Source organism: Pseudomonas pudica, assembly GCF_015680405.1.
In the GTDB taxonomy this organism is placed as follows: Bacteria; Pseudomonadota; Gammaproteobacteria; order Pseudomonadales; family Pseudomonadaceae; genus Aquipseudomonas; species Aquipseudomonas pudica.
In genome coordinates this window covers 113,246-130,710 of record NZ_JADLJS010000009.1, presented here as the reverse complement: position 1 = coordinate 130,710, position 17,465 = coordinate 113,246, and the positions used below count along the sequence as shown (strand labels likewise).

At 63.8% G+C, this 17,465-nt stretch carries 15 protein-coding genes; 12 read left to right on the top strand and 3 right to left on the bottom strand.

The features are described 5' to 3' along the window. Position 1: 1 nt before the first annotated feature. Positions 2-4,873, bottom strand: coding sequence for an NEL-type E3 ubiquitin ligase domain-containing protein (locus IRZ77_RS09780; protein WP_328314035.1), 4,872 nt, complete (start codon positions 4,871-4,873; stop codon positions 2-4). Between the two features lie 253 nt (positions 4,874-5,126). On the opposite strand from IRZ77_RS09780, the gene IRZ77_RS09775 reads away from it, so the two are divergent. The 3 genes from IRZ77_RS09775 (at position 5,127) to IRZ77_RS09765 (ending at position 8,498) form a co-directional block, all read left to right on the top strand. Beyond that, complete coding sequence (locus IRZ77_RS09775) at positions 5,127-6,053, top strand: alpha/beta fold hydrolase (RefSeq protein WP_046613985.1); 927 nt, start codon at positions 5,127-5,129, stop codon at positions 6,051-6,053. A 77-nt stretch (positions 6,054-6,130) separates the two neighbouring features. Then, positions 6,131-6,556 (top strand): VOC family protein, encoded by a 426-nt coding sequence (locus tag IRZ77_RS09770; protein WP_196173435.1) that lies wholly within the window; start codon positions 6,131-6,133, stop codon positions 6,554-6,556. Positions 6,557-6,821: 265 nt separating this feature from the next. Further along, complete coding sequence (locus IRZ77_RS09765) at positions 6,822-8,498, top strand: MFS transporter (protein ID WP_046613983.1); 1,677 nt, start codon at positions 6,822-6,824, stop codon at positions 8,496-8,498. Positions 8,499-8,627: 129 nt separating this feature from the next. Here the strand turns inward: IRZ77_RS09765 and IRZ77_RS09760 are convergent, their stop codons facing one another. Continuing rightward, on the bottom strand, positions 8,628-9,197 hold the full coding sequence (locus IRZ77_RS09760; RefSeq protein WP_023662794.1) for a hypothetical protein: 570 nt from the start codon (positions 9,195-9,197) through the stop codon (positions 8,628-8,630). Positions 9,198-9,308: 111 nt separating this feature from the next. Between IRZ77_RS09760 and IRZ77_RS09755 the strand changes: the two genes are divergently transcribed. The 7 genes from IRZ77_RS09755 to IRZ77_RS09725 are packed head-to-tail and all read left to right on the top strand — an operon-like array spanning position 9,309 to position 15,592. Continuing rightward, on the top strand, positions 9,309-9,986 hold the full coding sequence (locus IRZ77_RS09755) for a thermostable hemolysin (RefSeq protein WP_196173434.1): 678 nt from the start codon (positions 9,309-9,311) through the stop codon (positions 9,984-9,986). After that, positions 9,976-11,436 carry an AMP-binding protein gene (locus IRZ77_RS09750; RefSeq protein ID WP_196173432.1) on the top strand — a complete coding sequence of 487 codons (1,461 nt, stop codon included), beginning with the start codon at positions 9,976-9,978 and terminating at the stop codon, positions 11,434-11,436. Before IRZ77_RS09755 ends, IRZ77_RS09750 begins: the two co-directional genes overlap by 11 nt. A 15-nt stretch (positions 11,437-11,451) precedes the next feature. Then, the gene (locus tag IRZ77_RS09745) at positions 11,452-12,132 is read left to right on the top strand and encodes a TenA family transcriptional regulator (protein WP_196173430.1); all 681 of its coding nucleotides are present in this window, start codon (positions 11,452-11,454) and stop codon (positions 12,130-12,132) included. After that, positions 12,119-12,925 carry an SDR family oxidoreductase gene (locus IRZ77_RS09740; protein ID WP_046613979.1) on the top strand — a complete coding sequence of 269 codons (807 nt, stop codon included), beginning with the start codon at positions 12,119-12,121 and terminating at the stop codon, positions 12,923-12,925. The genes IRZ77_RS09745 and IRZ77_RS09740 overlap by 14 nt, the downstream gene beginning before the upstream one ends. After that, positions 12,922-13,563: a tetratricopeptide repeat protein gene (locus tag IRZ77_RS09735; RefSeq protein WP_046613978.1), complete on the top strand. Its 642-nt coding sequence runs from the start codon at positions 12,922-12,924 to the stop codon at positions 13,561-13,563. Before IRZ77_RS09740 ends, IRZ77_RS09735 begins: the two co-directional genes overlap by 4 nt. 2 nt (positions 13,564-13,565) lie before the next feature. Continuing rightward, the gene (locus IRZ77_RS09730) at positions 13,566-14,228 is read left to right on the top strand and encodes a response regulator (RefSeq protein ID WP_046613977.1); all 663 of its coding nucleotides are present in this window, start codon (positions 13,566-13,568) and stop codon (positions 14,226-14,228) included. Continuing rightward, the gene (locus IRZ77_RS09725; RefSeq protein WP_046613976.1) at positions 14,225-15,592 is read left to right on the top strand and encodes a sensor histidine kinase; all 1,368 of its coding nucleotides are present in this window, start codon (positions 14,225-14,227) and stop codon (positions 15,590-15,592) included. The genes IRZ77_RS09730 and IRZ77_RS09725 overlap by 4 nt, the downstream gene beginning before the upstream one ends. 6 nt (positions 15,593-15,598) lie before the next feature. Here IRZ77_RS09725 and IRZ77_RS09720 read toward each other — a convergent pair whose 3' ends face one another. Continuing rightward, positions 15,599-15,985 (bottom strand): VOC family protein, encoded by a 387-nt coding sequence (locus tag IRZ77_RS09720; RefSeq protein ID WP_046613975.1) that lies wholly within the window; start codon positions 15,983-15,985, stop codon positions 15,599-15,601. A gap of 203 nt (positions 15,986-16,188) precedes the next feature. On the opposite strand from IRZ77_RS09720, the gene IRZ77_RS09715 reads away from it, so the two are divergent. Then, positions 16,189-16,374, top strand: a complete 186-nt coding sequence (locus IRZ77_RS09715) for a hypothetical protein (RefSeq protein WP_046613974.1) — start codon at positions 16,189-16,191, stop codon at positions 16,372-16,374. 148 nt (positions 16,375-16,522) lie between these two features. Then, positions 16,523-17,428 (top strand): LysR family transcriptional regulator, encoded by a 906-nt coding sequence (locus tag IRZ77_RS09710; RefSeq protein WP_085601353.1) that lies wholly within the window; start codon positions 16,523-16,525, stop codon positions 17,426-17,428. Positions 17,429-17,465 lie beyond the last annotated feature (37 nt).

The window sequence follows — 17,465 nt, the reverse complement described above, 5'->3', positions numbered from 1 at the left end:
TTCAGGCATCGAGGATGTCCGCTTGCCGGGTAAGGCTCAGCAGTAGCCCGGCTTCCACCTCCTGCTGTGCCTGGGTCAGGGCGTTCGTAGCCTTGACATAGGCTTCCTCATTGAGGGGAACCCGACGTAGCGTGCCGTTTTCGTCCAGCGCAGAGGTAGGCATTTGCGGGGCCAATGCACCTATGATCGCGTTGTCCAGGTGAGTGATCGGCTCCTGGCTTTCATCCAGGCAATAAAAGAGGTAATCGAGGCCTGGGCGCCAGAAGTCGGTAATGGCTTCGAACTGGCTGGCATACTGGCGCTTGAGATAGTCAACCCAGACCGGCTGTTCGCTTGTCCACTGCTGTCGGGCAGCGGTGTCGGCATCGAGTTCGACCACGGCATCGCGCACGTTGTCGATGATTTGCTGGTTGATCCTTGCGGCATCGCGATAGAGCATGTCGCTGCTGGGTTCGGGGAAGTCGAGGTCCTCGCTCAAGGACTGGCGCAATGCCAGGCGCACTTCTATATCGTCGACCAGGCCTGTGGCCAGGTCCGCATCGGGGAACGCCGCCGCGACATCCAGCACGTGACGGTCCGGTAACTGACCGGCATGGTCCTGCAGCGCCCGCTTGCGCAAACTGCGTTGCAGGCTGATGCGATCGGCCAGTTCGTTGACTTTCTCGCGACGGTACAGCTTGCGGTAAAGGTCGAGCAGCGGCTTGGCCGTGTCGTGTGCCCACCCAGACACCTGATTGGCCAGCAACTCCACTTCCAGGGCGCTGAACGCTTCGGCGCCGGCATCACCACAAGTTGGCGGGAAGGTTTGCGCCACCTCGTTCAAACGCTCGCGCAGCGCCGTGTCCCCATGGGCGTGCTCCAACAGCTCCCATACTCGCGCACGCAGGCCCTCCGGATCCCTTTGCGCTTCTCGCGATTGGGTCAGGCGCTCCAACACCGCTTGCAGGTCGCCATTGTCGTTCTGATCGAACAGGTCGGACCACAGTTGCTCCTGATGGTCGGTCGCGGAATCGCGCCAGAACCCTTGCCATTCCGGCCGTTCCGGCGTGTGCTCGAAGATATTGACGCCGCTGGCTCGTAGACGTCTGGCCGATTCGGCTTCCAGATCGTTGTAGTTGAACAGCCAGCGGCGCTCGGGCAAACGGGCGGCAACGTCCCGCGCATAGGGGCTGCGCAGGATGCTTGCCAGGTCCGGAACATGGTGAATGCGGTTGAATGAGAGGTCCAGGTAGCGCAACTGGTACTGTGTCTGGTTCATCAGGGTGGTCAGGCCAGTGGGAAATGCCTGCAGATCAGCGTTGGACAGGTTCAGGCGCTGCAGCCGCGCCATGTAGCGCACATCAGGCGCATGCTGCAGCGGGTTGAAGTCCAGGTCCAGTTGCTGCGGATGGATCATGTCCTGGAAGCGCATGGCGAGGTTTTCATCGAGCGTGATGCGATTGTGCCCCAGCTTGAGGACATCCAGTGGACGGCTGCAGAGGAACGTCAATGACGCTTGATCCAGTGTCAGCTGGTTGTACCGCAGGTTCAGCTGGCGCAGGTCTGGCATCGCTGCCAGCACTCGCTGTGCGGTGGGTGAGAGGGCAGCAAGGGTGTTGTTGGTCAGGTCCAGGGAGCGCAGCCTGGGTACCGCTTCAAGTGCCTGGAACAGCGCTTGCGCGTTGATTCCCCGGTTGTTGGTCACTTCCAGCACTTGCAGGTTGGGGAAGCGTGACAGGAACGCCCTGTCCAGTCGTTGCAGTTGCAATTCGTTCAGCTTGAGCTCACGGATGTGAGGCAGGCTGGCAGTGATCGCTGGCAACTCACGTAACCCCATTCGCTCCAGAACGAGCGTGCCCAGGTTGCCGGGGCCCTCTCGCCGCCAGGCATCCTTGAGGCGCTCGGCGCATCGTTGTCGCTCGAAGCGCTCGCTGATGTCGGGTGGGGTCAGGTACCAGGTCTCCAGATAGCGTTTCAGATCTTGCCACTCTGCCTGCAGTTGCCGTACTGCCGCGCCCAGGTCACCGGTCTGGCTCAGTTCGTTCCGCAGGGCTCTGATCTGGTTGTTGTTCAGTGAGGGAAACAATGACTTGAGTCGGCGTGTCGCGGCGCTTTCGTCAAGAGGGCCTGGGCCCCGTCCACTGAGCGGGTAACCGAATCGCCCATGTGCCAGGCGCATGGGCGAGCGAAAGCCTGGCTTGATTGGTTGCTGGCCAAGCAGCACGGCGCAGCCCGAGCGGTCGGCGAGTGCGCTGGCGAACAGTTCGGCGTCATTCGCCTGCGGCTGTTCGGTTACCAATGCGTCACGCAGTAGTTGGCTGTCGGCATTGGCCAGGGCTGGTCGGTACAGGCCGGTCAGGGCACGATCGAGGCGGGCGCGGGCTTGCAGGTAGCGGGCTTCTTCAGCCACGCGCAAGGGCACGCGCCCACTCTTCAGGCGTTCGCGTTCGGCATTGTCGGTATGCGCGACCAGCTCTTGAAGGGCATTGTCGGGCAAACCGGGGAATTGGCGGCCCAAAGTCTGTGCTTCGTCGCCAAGCGGTAGTCGATGGCTTTCCAGCATGCTCGCGTAGACTTCGCGACGACGCGCTTTCAGGTGGTTGGCCAGTAGCTCGTTCAGGGCGCCCGGGCGCTGCTCTGCTGGTATATCGGGTAGCAGTTGCTGTATGACATCTTCGTCCATCTGCGCCAGGACAACCTGGCTCAGTCCGCCTTCGTCAAGTTCTGTGCGGCCGATCTCGATCTGCAGCGTGTCGGCTTTTGGCTGCGCACCGAAGTAGACTGCGTCCCCCCATTTTTCGGCACCGGTGAAGACTTTCAGCCTGTAGTTCGCGGGCCAGCCAGGCAGCTGTACCAGTTCCGGCAGCGCGAAGTTCATATGTGCAGCCAAAGGCTGGCCATGGCGTACCTTGGTGATGATGCCATCCATGTCGTCAGCCAGTCGCAGGCGCAGCAAGGTATCGGCCAGCAGAGCCGGCGGCCGCGAGCCGGTGACCTGGCTGCGACGCAAGGTGTCTGCGTCGACTTCGGTAATGCGCAAGGCGGCAAGTTGCTCCGATGCCTCCAGCCCCTGGGCGAACTGGCCCAGCCCTTCGAGCAGCTGCGATTCGTCCCATTCGAGCGGGTTGTCGTGGGCCAGCTGCCAGCGCTGGTCGCCGAGGTAGTGCAAGGCCGGAGTGTACGCATCCGGGGCGTTCGGGTGGCGCACATGCCACTGACCGTCGGTTTCGAACACCTCATACAGGGTGCCTTGAAGCCAAACATGGGTTTTGCCATCGATGACGTAGAGCCCTTGGGCGTTTTTCTGCACACCCACCGGCAACGAGCTCGAAGTGCTGTAGGGACCCATGTCAGGGTGCCAAAGCCTTTCGCGGCCATCTTTCCAGACGCTTTCCAGCGCATCGACGAACCCTGATGCCTTGAGCGCCTTGCTGCCGACGGCGAAACCGGCAATCACGGCGGCATTGACGGCAAGTGACTCGAGTTGTTGCAGCGCTTCCTGGGTATCGCCTTCTTCCCAGGCTTCGAACCCGGTGAACACCGAATTCATGAGGTCGTAGGCAAATACCCCAAGCATCGCGGCATCCAGCCCAGGCACGAAGAAGGCGGCCACGTTCAGTATGTTCATGCCTGCGTCCAGCCAGTGCTGCAGGCGCTCCTTGCGTGCCTTGGCGTCGGCAGCGGCGGTCGGTACCGCAATCGTTCTGGCAGTCGCCTTTACGCGGCGCTTGTGGTCCCTGTAAAGCACCTGCCAGACAGGAAGGGCCAGGCGCGTTCGTTTGAAGTGCAGCTCAGGCTTGTCCCTGGGTTTGCGTGTGGAGGCGTCGTGCTTGAACAGGGCATTTTCGAGCTTGCGGCTGAGCTCGTCCTGGTTGTCCTGGTCAGCGAAGCTGATCAAGTGCTGGCGAAACGTGGTTTGCACCAGACGTTGACGCATGAATGAGCCGGCCTTTTGCAAAGAAGCAAACTCCCTCACCGGGTGTTCGGTATCGTGGGGAATGTAGAGCATGCACGGATTGATCTGGTCGGCTTCATCAGGGCCTGTCAGCAGTACGCCATGAAGCGGGATGCCGAACAGGCTGAAGCGCCAGCAGTGAAGCTTGTGTTCGCCGTAACGCGGCGTGCTTTCGTTGTCGCATAGCTGTACCAAGGCATCGTGACCTTTGAGCGTTACCAGGTTCTTGAGGTAAGCGATCATTGTCTCGGTTTTCAGCGCCTGCTGGCTTGCATCGATCCACTGCTGTTCGATCGCGGCCTTTCTCGGGCCTTCATAAATGCTCTGCAAGTGGTCTTGATACTGCTGGCCCAGGTCCAGGCTGCGGCAAAGGCTGACGAACGCTTCGGGCTCGAGCCCGGGAAGCGAGGCGTCGTTGTCCGGGCCAAGAGTCAGGGTGTCGAACGGGCCCACTTCGTCGGGCCCTTCGAAATTGTGCAGTGCGGCCTCCAGCAGCGAGCGCTTCTGTGGCGGCCCTTCGGGGCGCTTGATGTACGTATCGTCACCGCCGAGCGAAAAATCGAGGCTGGGGGCATTTTCCAGCTTGGTGTACACCTTGAACGGCTGGTGCAGGTATTGGGCCTTGTCCGCTTTGATATCGGGGCCCAACCGGCTCTCGAGCAAAGGCTTGCAGAATTCGCTGATCTGCCTGAAGTCCTCGAGCAAGATTCGCAGCGATTTGAACGCGGCATCACGGGCGCTGATCAGCTGCCGCACATGCGCCTGGTCTTCGTCGCTGGCAGCAGCGTACCAGGTGTAAGGCGAGCCGTTTTCGTCGAGGTAGTCCTTGCGCACGCGCTGCACGATGCGGCGGGTATGGTCGGGGTGCATCGTTCGGCACCAGGTAGGCAGGTTACGGACAATCTGGGCCTGATGGAAAGGCATGGGTTTGCTGGTCATGCTCGATACTCGTGGTCAATGGAGGCGCCAGTCGACAGGTTTCACCTCGGCATGCGGTGGTATTTAGTTGGATGCACAGGTCGGTCCTGTGCACGAGAGCGTCGGTAGGGGAGCAGCGCGGGCAGGGTCGTTGGGAGATGGTGGAGCAAGACATGGGGTAGGCATGTCGTGTGGATGATGCCGGCGTGTGGGGTATGGGCCGATGTCATGTGATGCCTGGCCATGGGCCGGCGTTCTATCAGGGAGAACTACGATGCATTCGCTGTGCAGTCCCAAGGATCACCTGCTGGACCTCGACGGTATTGAAATAGCGGTACGGACCTGGGGGGCGGAGGATGGCATCCCGGTGCTGGCCCTGCATGGCTGGCTGGACAACGCCGCCTCGTTCGAGCGCCTGGCACCGATGCTGGACGGCTGCTTCGTGGTGGCCCCCGACCTGGTCGGCCACGGCCGCTCGGACCACCGCCGCCACGACAGTGGCTACTACCTGTGGGAACATGCCCAGGACATGCTGGCGGTGACCGACAGCCTGGGCCTGGCGCAATTCCATGTACTGGCCCATGGCATGGGCACCGGGGTGGCGTCGCTGCTGGCAGCGATGACCAGCGGTATTGCCAGCATGACCTTCCTCGACGGCATGGGCGCACCGTTCACGGTGGCCGAGGATGACCGCGTGCAGCACCTGGCCCGGGCCTACCGGCTCAAGCGCATGGTGCAGCGCAGCCAGCTGCAGGGTTTTGCCGAGCCGGACGTCGACCGTTTCGAGGACCTGGACACGGCGTTGGAACAACGCCGCGAGCGCCTGGACACCGAGCTGTCGGAAGAGGCGGCACGGCTGTTGGCAATGCGTGACCTGCTGCAGCTGGGCGAGGGCTATTGCTGGCGCCACGACCCACGGCTGGTGCTGCCCGAACCCATGCCGCTGACCGAGCGCGAAGCCTGCGATTTGCTCAGGCAGATCCGTTGCCCGTTGTACCTGCTGTTCGGCCGCCAGGGGGCATTCACCGGTGAAGCCTTTACCCGCCGCCAGGCGGCCTTGCCCATCCAGGCGAAGATCTCCTGGCATCCGGGCGGGCACCACTTCCACCTGGATGCGCCGGACCGGGCGCTGGTCGACCAACTGCTGCGCATCCTGGCTCGCCATGAAGGGGGCGTGCTGCAACGGTTGGTAAACGAGTAACTGCATATGGCCATGCCATGCGCGCGTGGGCTATGGTGGTGAGCCTCAGGAATCCACCGGCCACAAGGAGCCTTGGCATGCGACCATTCGCCATCAAGCATATCGACCATCTCGTCCTGCGGGTCAGCGACCTGGAGCGCAGCGTCGCCTTCTACACCGAACTGCTCGGCTGCACGGTCAGCCGCGTGCGCGAAGACCTGGGCATGGTCCACCTGGCCACGGGCACGGCGATGATCGACCTGGTAACCCTAGACGGCCCCCTGGGGCAGCCTGGTGGGGCGGCTCCTGGGGCCGAGGGGCGCAATCTGCACCATTTCTGCCTGCGCATCGAGCCGTTCGACGAGGCGGCACTTACGGCCTACCTGCAAGCCGCGGGAGTTGAAGTAGAACCTGCCGAAAAGCGCTATGGCGCCGAGGGTGAGGGGCTGTCGCTGTACTGCTACGACCCCGATGGCAACCAGGTCGAGCTGAAAGGGTCGGTACCGGCAACCAAGGCCCCATGAGTAACCTGCACACCCCCGAGCACTGGGTCGATAACGCACAAGGCAAGCTGTGGCTCTCTCCAGGCTGGCGCGGTCCTGCAGGGGCCGTGTAAGCCAAGTGGATATCCCGCCAAAGCCTATTATGCTTCAGTTACCTTGCTGCGATCCGAGGCGGCCTGCCTCGTCGTGCTTCGCATATCCAAAGCAAGCCCCCAGGGCCTGGGTGCGATGGTGTAAATGACATGAGGTGCTCCCGGCCTGAATGACGACAAGACGGAGGCACCCCATGGCGGTTCTCGACAGCACATCCACGGGCAGCGCGCCCCAACGCGGTATCACCCGGGAGGAGCGCAAGGTCATTTTCGCCTCGTCCCTGGGCACGGTATTCGAATGGTACGACTTCTACCTGTACGGCTCCCTGGCGGCGATCATCGCCAAGCACTTCTTTGCCGGGGTCAATGAAACCACCTCGTTCATCTTCGCCTTGCTGGCCTTTGCCGCCGGCTTTGCCGTACGGCCATTCGGCGCCATCGTGTTCGGCCGCCTGGGTGACATGATCGGGCGCAAGTACACCTTCCTCATCACCATCGTCATCATGGGCCTGTCCACCGCTGTGGTGGGCCTGCTACCCAGCTATGCCACGATCGGCGTGGCCGCGCCGATCATCCTCATCAGCCTGCGCCTGCTGCAGGGCCTGGCATTGGGTGGCGAATACGGCGGCGCGGCCACCTATGTGGCCGAACATGCACCCAAAGGCCGGCGCGGCTTCTTCACTGCCTGGATCCAGACCACGGCCACCCTGGGGCTGTTCCTCTCGCTGCTGGTGATCATGGCCTGCCGCACGGCGATGGGTAACGAGGTGTTCGAGGCCTGGGGCTGGCGGGTGCCGTTCCTGCTGTCGATATTGCTGCTGGCGATTTCGGTATACATCCGCATGCAGCTCAACGAGTCGCCGGTGTTCATGAAGATGAAGGCCGAGGGCAAGGCGTCCAAGGCGCCACTGACCGAATCGTTCGCCCGCTGGGACAACCTCAAGGTGGTGATCATGTCGCTGCTGGGCGGCACCGCCGGCCAGGCCGTGGTGTGGTACACCGGGCAGTTCTATGCGCTGTTCTTCCTGTTGCAGATGCTCAAGATCGAGCCGCAGACCGCCAACCTGCTGATCGCCGGTTCGCTGCTGATCGGCACGCCGTTCTTCATCTTCTTCGGCAGCCTGTCCGACCGCATCGGCCGCAAGAAAATCATCATGGCCGGTTGCATCATCGCCGCGCTGACCTACTTCCCGATCTTCAAGGCGCTGACCCAGTACGGTAACCCGGATGTGTTCGTCGCCCAGGAGCAGAATCCGGTGGTGGTGATGGCAGACCCTGCCCAGTGCGCGTTCCAGTTCGACCCGGTGGGCAAGGCCAAATTCACAAGCTCGTGCGACATCGCCAAGAGCTTGCTGGCCAAGCGGGCCATCCCCTATACCAACGAAGCGGCCGAACCCGGCAGCGTGGCGCAGATCCGCATTGGTGAACGGGTACTGCCAAGTTTTGATGGCAGCAGCCTGGCGGCAGCGGACTTCAAGGCACAGAGCGACGCCTTTACCGCGACCTTGAGCGGGGCGTTGAAAGAGGCTGGCTACCCGGAAAAGGCCGACCCGGCGAAGATCCACTACCCGATGGTGCTGTTGCTGCTGACCATTCTGGTGATCTACGTGACCATGGTCTACGGGCCGATCGCGGCCTGGCTGGTGGAGCTGTTCCCGGCGCGTATCCGCTACACCTCGATGTCGCTGCCTTACCATATCGGCAACGGCTGGTTCGGCGGCTTCCTGCCGACCGTGGCGTTTGCCATGGTGGCGGCGACCGGGGATATCTATTACGGCTTGTGGTACCCGATCGTGATTGCGGTGATGACGGCGGTGCTGGGGATCTTCTTCCTGCCGGAGACCAAGGACCGTGATATCAACCACACTTGAAGTTTGAGGCTGCCTGTAACGGCCTCTTCGCGGGCATGCCCGCTCCCACAGGGATACCACTGTGCCTGAGGGCAGTGAGGTACCTGTGGGAGCGGGTTCACCCGCGAAGAGGCCGGCACAGTCAACCCATCAGTCGAAATAGCCACGCAAGCCAAAGGCATACCCGGTATCCACTCCGGCAGCCTCACCCCGGCTCCAGCGCTTCTTCAACACGAACTCGAACGCCGGCTCGTACAGCCCGTCCCGCACCAGCGCACCCGCCAGCACCTCCACGTCATACCAGCCATTGTCCAGCTCGATGATCGGCCGTCCGGGTACCTGGTAGCGCGCCATCAGGTCACCCAGCGTCTTGGGCGTGAAGTGCTGCAGGATGCGCCAGGTGTACAGCATCAGCGCACCGTGCTCGACCTGCAGCACATAGCCATTACGGCGGTGCTTGAGGCGGCTGCCGGGTTCGCGCAGGGCCGGGGTATGGTTGTCCAGGGTGAACAGGATGCGGTAGGGCAGGTTATCGACCCCGGCCAGTGGCAGCACAATCCCTTCGCGCACCGCCTGGTCGCCGCTGTCGCCGTGGGTGAACGCATGGGCCAGGTCGTCGGGCAGTTCATGTTGTTGCTTGAAGCGCTCGAGCAACTGGATATCGCCGAGCAGAAAGTAGTCGACCAGGTCGTTGAGCACTTCGCTGAATTCGTGGCGCATCTGTTTTCCTTGTTGGTGCGCATGAGGGCAATGGCAAATGTAGCACTTCAGATTGGCTTCAGATTGCCCCCTGATACTGCCCCCTGGACCTGACTTGAAAGGGGGACAGCCATGACCCAGGCAGACAGCGCCAGCCTGTTTCCACTGGCTATCGGCAGCCACGGCGATCGCCTTGCCTACATGACGCTGAAACACCCGGGGGCGCCGGGGCGTGACGAGCTGGAACAGTTCATTCACGCCCGCTTTGCCTGCGCGCACCACGCCGATGTGCAGCACTATCTGCCTGAACTGCTCGGCCTGCATGACAGCCACGGGCGCCTGATGGCCGCTGCCGGCATACGCCTGGCCAGCAGTGGCCCGACCTTCATCGAGCGTTACCTGGATGAACCGCTGGAAGCGGCTGTGACCCGGCTGTCGGCCAGCCCGGTGAGGCGTGCGCAGTTGGTCGAAGTGGGCAACCTGGCTGCGCTCAGCGCCGGCAGCGCGCGGATCATGATCATTGCCGTGACCTGGTTGCTGGCCGCCCGCGGCTTGCAGTGGGTGGCCTTCACCGGTGCCGCGACGCTGGTCAACAGCTTTCATCGCCTGGGCCTGGTGCCCACGGCGTTGGCCGTGGCCGACCCTGGCCGGCTGAACGGCGATGCCGACAGTTGGGGCAGCTACTACGCGCAGCACCCGCAAGTGTTCGTCGGCAACATCGACTACGGCCATGCAGCCCTGGCCCGCGGCGGCGTGTTCGAGCGGCTGGGCTTGCCCGCGAGCGTGCAGGAGGCCGGCCATGCCGCGTGAATGCCAGCTGTTCAGCGATGTGTTGCAACTGCATGCCCGCCAACGAGGGGCGCAACCGGCGTTGCTGGGCCTTGGTGGGCCGTTCACGTATCAACAGTTGCTGGACGAGGTCGAGCAGCGCCAGGCCTGGTTGAGCGTGCAGCCACCGGGCACCTTCGCTTTGGCCCTGGAGAACGGCCCCGAGGCGCTGTTCTGGGACCTGGCGGCGCTGTTCGCGGCGCGCCCCATCGTCATCCTGCCGGCGTTCTTCAGCAGCGCCCAGCGCCGCCACTGCCTGGCACAGAGCGGGGCGGTACTGGCGCTGGCCGACGACGCCTTCGCTGACGACTTGCATGCCAGCGGCTTCACTAGCGGTGAGCGCTTCTGGAGCCGGCAGCTGCCAGCGGCCGCACCCTTGCCCCCGGGCACCGCGAAGGTTACCTACACCTCCGGTAGCACCGGTGCACCCAAGGGCGTATGCCTGAGCGCTGATGCCATGCTGCGGGTAGCGCTTGAACTGGAGGCCGCCAGCCGGCCCACGGCACCAGGCAAGTACCTGGCGGTATTGCCCATGGCGGTGCTGTTGGAAAACCTGGGCCTGTACGCAGCCCTGCTGGCCGGGGCGAGCATTGCCCTGTACCCGCAGGCGCAACTGGGTTTTCGCGGTGCCAGCCAGGTCGACTTCAAGCAATTGCTGGGCGCCATCGCCTTGAGTGGTGCCGAAAGCCTGATCCTGGTGCCGCAATTGCTGCTTGGGTTGGTCACCGCCATCGAGCGCGGCCTGATGCGGGTCGGCCCGTTGCGCTTCGTGGCGGTAGGCGGCGCGCGGGTGGCGCCGAGCCTGCTGGCCCGGGCCGAGGCCGTCGGGCTGCCGGTGTTCGAGGGCTATGGCTTGTCCGAATGTGCCTCGGTGGTCTGCCTCAATCGCCCTGGGGCGCACCGCGCGGGCAGTGTCGGGCGGCCGCTGCCGCATGTGCAGGTGCGCGTTGCCGAGGACGGCGAAGTGCAGGTGGCCGGTTCGGCGTTGCTCGGCTACCTGGGCGAGCCACCCTTCGAAGAGCCGTGGTTGCCGACTGGTGACTTGGGCCACTTCGACAGCGACGGCTTCCTGTACCTGGCCGGGCGCAAGAAGCACCAGTACAGCACCAGCTTCGGGCGCAACGTCAACCCCGAGTGGGTCGAGGCCGAACTGACCCAGGGCGGGGTGATCGCCCAGGCATTTGTCCACGGCGAAGGCCTGGCACACAACCTGGCGCTGATCTGGCCGCTGGACCCGCAGGCTGACGACCACACCCTCGAGCAGGCCATCCGTCAGGCCAATGCCGGCCTGCCGGACTATGCCCGGGTGCATGCCTGGCGGCGCCTGCCCGAACCCTTGAGTGCCGCCGGGCAAACCCTTACCGCCAACGGCCGGCCACGCCGCGAACAGATCCTGCGGTGTTACCAGTCCTTGTTATCCGACCTTCAATGACCCACGAGGTTTGCCATGCTTTTCTTCGATACGCTGCAGCAGGAAACCGCCGACGAGCGTACGGCATTGTTCAGTGTTCCGGTCATCCGCGACGCGCTGGCCGGCAAGGCCAGCCTCGAGGCCTATGTGGCCTTTCTGACCCAGGCTTACCACCACGTGCGCCACACCGTACCCTTGATGATGGCCTGCGGAGCCCGTTTGCCGGCTCGGCTGGAGTGGCTGCGCGGCGCGGTGTGCGAGTACATCGAGGAGGAATACGGCCATGAGCGCTGGATTCTCGATGACATCGCCGCCTGTGGTGGCGACCCACACAAGGTGGCGGGCGGCTGCCCGGCATTGCCTATCGAGCTGATGGTGGCCTTTCTCTACGACCAGATTGCCCGTGGCAACCCGGTCGGGCTGTTCGGCATGGTCAACGTGCTCGAAGGCACCAGCATTGCCCTGGCCACCCAGGCTGCCGGTGCCCTGCAGGGCAGCCTGGGCCTGCCGGACCAGGCATTCAGCTACCTGAGTTCCCATGGCGCCCTGGACCAGGACCACATGGCCACCTACCGTGGCCTGATGAACCGCCTGGACCAGCCCGAGGACCAGCAGGCGGTAATCCACGCTGCCAAAGTGGTGTACCGCCTGTACACCGCCATGTTCGAAGGGCTGCCGCGTGCCGCAAAGCAGGAGGTACAGCATGCGCTTGCCTGATTGCGTGGCGGTGCTCACCGGCGCCAGCGGTGGCATCGGCCTGGAGCTGGCGGACCAGCTTTGCAGTGCCGGGGCCCGCGTACTGGCGGTCAGCCGGCAGCAGGGCAAGCTGGCGGAACTGATGGCGCGCTACCCCGGGCAATTGCGCTGGCAGCAGGCCGACCTGCGCTGCGCCGAAGGCCGCCGTGAAGTGCTGGAGGCAGCGCGGGACATGGGCAGTTGCAACCTGTTGATCAATGCTGCCGGGGTCAACCGCTTCGCCCTGCTCGAACAGATGGACGAGGCCGCCCTGGACGAGTTGTTCGACCTCAACATCAAGGCCGCCGTGCAGCTCACCCGCCTGTGCCTGCCGTTGCTGCGCGCGCAGCCCAGTGCACTGGTGGTGAACGTGGGGTCGATCTACGGCTCCATCGGCTACCCCGGTTATGCCACGTACTGCGCCAGCAAGTTTGCCTTGCGCGGGTTCTCCGAGGCATTGCGCCGCGAGCTTGCCGACACTTCGGTGAACGTGCTGTATGCCGCACCGCGCACCACCCGCACGACGATGAACAGTAGCGCCGCGCAGGCCCTGAACCAGGCGTTGAAGGTGGGCGTCGATGACCCTCAGGATGTCGCCCGGGCGGTGCTCGACGCAGTACAGGCCGAGCGTAGCGAACTGTACCTGGGCTGGCCGGAAAAACTCTTCGTGCGCCTTAACGGCATGCTGCCGGGCGTGGTTGATCGCGCCTTGCGCAAGCAACTGCCGCTGATCCGTCGCTACAGCGCCTGGCACAGCAAGGAGTCGAGCAAATGAAACGTCTGATTCTGGCCAGTCTGCTGGCCATCGCCCCGTTCACCTGGGCCCTCGACCAGAATGGTACCCAGCAACTCAATGCCATCCAGCAGCGCTGGGCGGTGATTCGCTACAACCTGCCCGAAGCCGAACGTGCCGGGGCGTTCGAGGCCCTGGCGGTACAGTCGGCGGCGTTGGTGCGCCAGCAGCCGGGCTCGGCCGAGCCGCTGATCTGGGACGGCATCGTCAACAGCAGCTGGGCCGGTGCCACCGGCGGGTTGGGGGCGCTGGGCAAGGTCAAGGCTGCCCGCGCCAGCCTGGAAAAGGCCCTGGCCGTTGACCCCAAGGCTCTGCAAGGTTCGGCCTACACCAGCCTGGGCGCGCTGTACGACCAGGTGCCCGGCTGGCCGCTGAGCTTCGGTGACCAGGCCAAGGCCGAGGCCATGCTGCGCCAGGCGCTGGTGATCAACCCCGACGGTATCGACAGCAATTACTTCTGGGCTGACCACCTGTACCGGCAGAACCGCTACGACGAAGCCCGCGCCGCCCTGCAAAAGGCGTTGCAAGCACCGCCCCGGCCCGGGCGGGAGCTGGCCGACCAAGGCCGGCGCGGTGAAATCGATGCTTTACTCAAAGCGATCAAGGACAAACAGGATTAAGCATGCGCCTGCTGCTGGTAGAAGACGACGCCGCGTTGGGGGAGGGGATCTGTGACGGCCTGCGCCGCGAGGGCTATACCCTCGACTGGTTGCAGGATGGTGCCAGCGCCCTGCATGCCCTGTGCCACGAGGAGTTCGACCTGGCCATTCTCGACCTGGGCTTGCCGCGCCTGGATGGCATCGAGTTGTTGCGGCGCCTGCGTGCAGCCGGGAAGAGCCTGCCGGTGCTGGTGCTGACCGCCCGCGACGCCACCGAGGACCGCATCGCCGGGCTGGACGCCGGCGCCGACGACTACCTGGTCAAACCCTTCGACCTCAACGAACTCAAGGCCCGCTTGCGGGCCTTGCTGCGGCGCAGCAGCGGCCGCGCCCGGGTGCTGATAGAGCATGCCGGTGTGTGCCTGGACCCGGTCAGCCAGCAGGTGCACTACCAAGGCCAGCCGGTGGTGCTAACGCCCAAGGAATACCTGCTTTTGCACGAACTGCTGGCCCAGCCGGGCAAGGTGTTCACCCGCGAACGCTTGACCCAGTTGCTGTATGGCTGGGATGAAGAGCCGGAAAGCAACACCCTGGAAGTGAATATCTATCACCTGCGCAAGAAGCTGTTCAACAGCCTGATCCGCACCGTGCGCGGAATCGGCTACCTGGTGGAACGCAAGGCATGAGCTCGCTGCGCCAACGTACCTTGTGGCGGGTGATGCTGCTGTTGCTGGTGGGCAGCGGGTTGCTGGCGCTGTACAACTACCACGACAGCCGCCACGAAATAAACGAGGTGTACGACGCCCACCTGGCGCAGAACGCTCGGCTGTTGCAGGGCATCATGAGCCTGCCGGTGCAGGAACAGAGCCGTGACGAGTTGTACCGCGCCTTCGACGAGGCCTTGAGCAAGGCCGGGCACCACAAGGTGGGGCACCGCTACGAGAGCAAGCTGGCCTTTCAGGTGTGGGCCGACGACAACGGGCTGCTGGTGCATACACCCAGCGCCCCCCAGCTGGAGCAGGCACCGCGGGTGCCAGGTTTTGCCGATGTGGTGGTGGAAGGGCGCCGTTGGCGCAGTTTCGTCCTGCCGGTGCCGGAAAAACACTGGGTGATCTGGGTGGGCGAGCGCAACGACGTACGTGACGACCTGATCGAACGCATCGTGCGGCACACGCTGTTGCCCTTCCTGTTCGGCAGCCTGGCCCTGGCCTTGCTGGTGTGGGCGGCCATTGGCTGGGGGCTGAAGCCGCTGCAGAACATGGCCAGGGTGATCCGCGCTCGCCACGCCGAGTCGCTGGAGCCGCTGCAGTTGGTGCCGCTGCCGAAGGAGCTTGAACCGATGCAGGCGGCGATCAACCGCCTGCTCGGGCAGATCGATGACTTGCTGCGCCGCGAACACCGTTTCATCGCCGACGCTGCCCACGAGATGCGCACGCCCTTGGCCATCCTGCGCCTGCATGCGCAGAACGCGCTCAATGCAGACAGCGCTGCCGAGCGGGACAAGGCCCTGCAGTTCCTGATGGGCGGCGTCGACCGCCTTGCCCGGGTGGTCAACCAGCTGTTGACCCTGGCTCGCCTGGAGCCGCGTCCAGGCCGCCGTGACTGGCCGCGGGTGGACCTGGAGGGCGTGGTGGCCGAAACCCTGGCCGAGCTGACTCCATGGATTCTGGAGCGCGGGCTTGAGCCTTCGCTGGACATCGCTGCAGGCGACTACCACTTGCACACCGACGCGGGCTTGCTGGGTATCGCCTTGCAGAACCTGGTGGCCAATGCCGTGGACCATTCGCCGGCAGGCGGTCGGGTTACGGTGACACTGCAGCGCGAAGGGCAGGCCTTGCTGGTCAGTGTCGACGACGAAGGGCCGGGCATTGCCGAGGTGGACCAGCAGCGGGTGTTCGAGCGTTTCTACAGCAAGGGCTCGACCAATGGCGCCGGGTTGGGTTTGTCGATCGTCAGCACCATCATGACCCGCCTGGGTGGCAGCGTGCAGTTGCGCAACCAGGCGCCCCACGGGCTGCGCGCGACCTTGCGCCTGCCCGTGGGGCCCTGAACGTTGCTAGTGTTTCTGTAGGATCTGGATCAGGTTGCCGCAGGTGTCATCGAACACCGCTACGGTGACGGGCCCCATGGCGGTAGGCGGCTGGGTGAACTGCACGCCCGCCGCGCACAGCCGGGTGTATTCGGCCTGGATGTCGCGCACGCCGAACGAGGTGGCGGGGATACCGTCCTGCTTGAGTGCGGCCTTGTAGTCCTTGGCGGCCGGGTGCGCGTCGGGTTCGAGCAGCAGCTCGACGCCGTTGGGGTCGTTGGGGGAGGTCAGCGTCAGCCAGCGGTGTCGACCCATGGGCATATCGTGCTTGGGCTCGAAACCGAGTACATGGTGGTAGAAAGCCAGGGCTTTGGCCTGGTCATCGACGAGAATGCTGGTGACCACGATCTTCATGAATGCACGCCCTATGCCTGGAACCGTTGAGTATCAGTAAAGACAATCGGGGGCGTTTGGCCAGGTCTCTCTTGGGGCGCCTGCGAATATCACGATACGGTCCGACAGCATTTCTCTTTCCGGTCAAAGTTCCAGATGGGTTGGTGGCAATGGCGGCTGTAGCTTCGATCGGGCAATACCACACAACCCAAGGAGTGAACCCCATGCAAGAAAAACCCATGAACGAGCCAGACGACACTCTCGACCAGGAGCAGCTGGAAAATGCAGAACCGCAGGCAACACTGTCCCGGCGCAAGCGCGGTATAGGGCCCGTAGTCGGCATGCCCTGCGCGCCAGGGTACAAATTGATTGGTGATGACTGTGTAATCGCTAATATCGATTTCGAGTGAAGCAAAGGGGGCGCCCGGCGCCCCCTTCGTAAAAACCTGCTCAAGCCATAGGTAAATCCTTCATTACCCGCCCCCCAACCAGCCGCTGCCAAGGGTAAAGTGACAGGCATGATCCCAGCGCGCCCAGACCGGCGTCAGAGAGGTGCCCGTGGCGGCCTACACATTGCGACAACTCAAGTACTTCGTCACCACCGTGGAAGCCGGCAGCGTGGCCGAGGCTTCACGCCAGCTTTACATCGCCCAGCCTTCCATCTCCACGGCCATCAAGGGCCTGGAGGAAAGCTTCGGTGTGCAGCTGTTCATCCGCCACCACGCTCAGGGTGTGTCACTGACGCCCAGCGGCAAGCGCTTCTATGCCAAGACCAAGTCGCTGCTGCAGATGGCCCACGAATTCGAGCAGAACGCCCTGGCCGACAACGACACCGTGGCCGGGCAAATCGATATTGGCTGCTTCGAAACCGTGGCCCCGCTGTACCTGCCGCGCCTGATCGCCGGCTTTCGCCAGCGTTACCCGGGGGTGGATATCCGGCTGCGCGACGGCGAACAGCAGGACCTGATCCAAGGCCTGACCGCAGGTACCTTCGATCTGGCGTTCCTCTACGACCATGACCTGGACGGCACCATCGAGGCCGAGCCGCTGATGCCGCCGCAGAAACCCTATGTGCTGCTGCCCGAGAACCACCGCTTTGCTGGCCAGGCCCAGGTGTCGCTGCGCGACTTGTGCCCGGAGCCGATGATCCTGCTGGACGTTGCCCCCAGCCGTACCTACTTCGTCAGCCTGTTCAACGAAATGGGCCTTACGCCCAACATTGTCTTCAGCTCACCGTCGATCGAGATGGTGCGCGGCATGGTCGGGCAGGGCTTCGGTTTTTCGCTGCTGGTAACGCGGCCTCACTCGGAGTACACCTACGACGGGCAACGCCTGGCCATGTTGGATATTGCCGAGCCAGTAGCGCTGTCAGGGCTGGCAGCAGCCTGGTTGAAGCGAGTGCAACTGACCAAGCCGGCGCAGCTGTTCGTGGAGTTCTGCCGGGAGCAGCTGGCGACGTTCTGAAACGGGCACGCCATGCAGGAGCGTGGCGTGCCCGGCG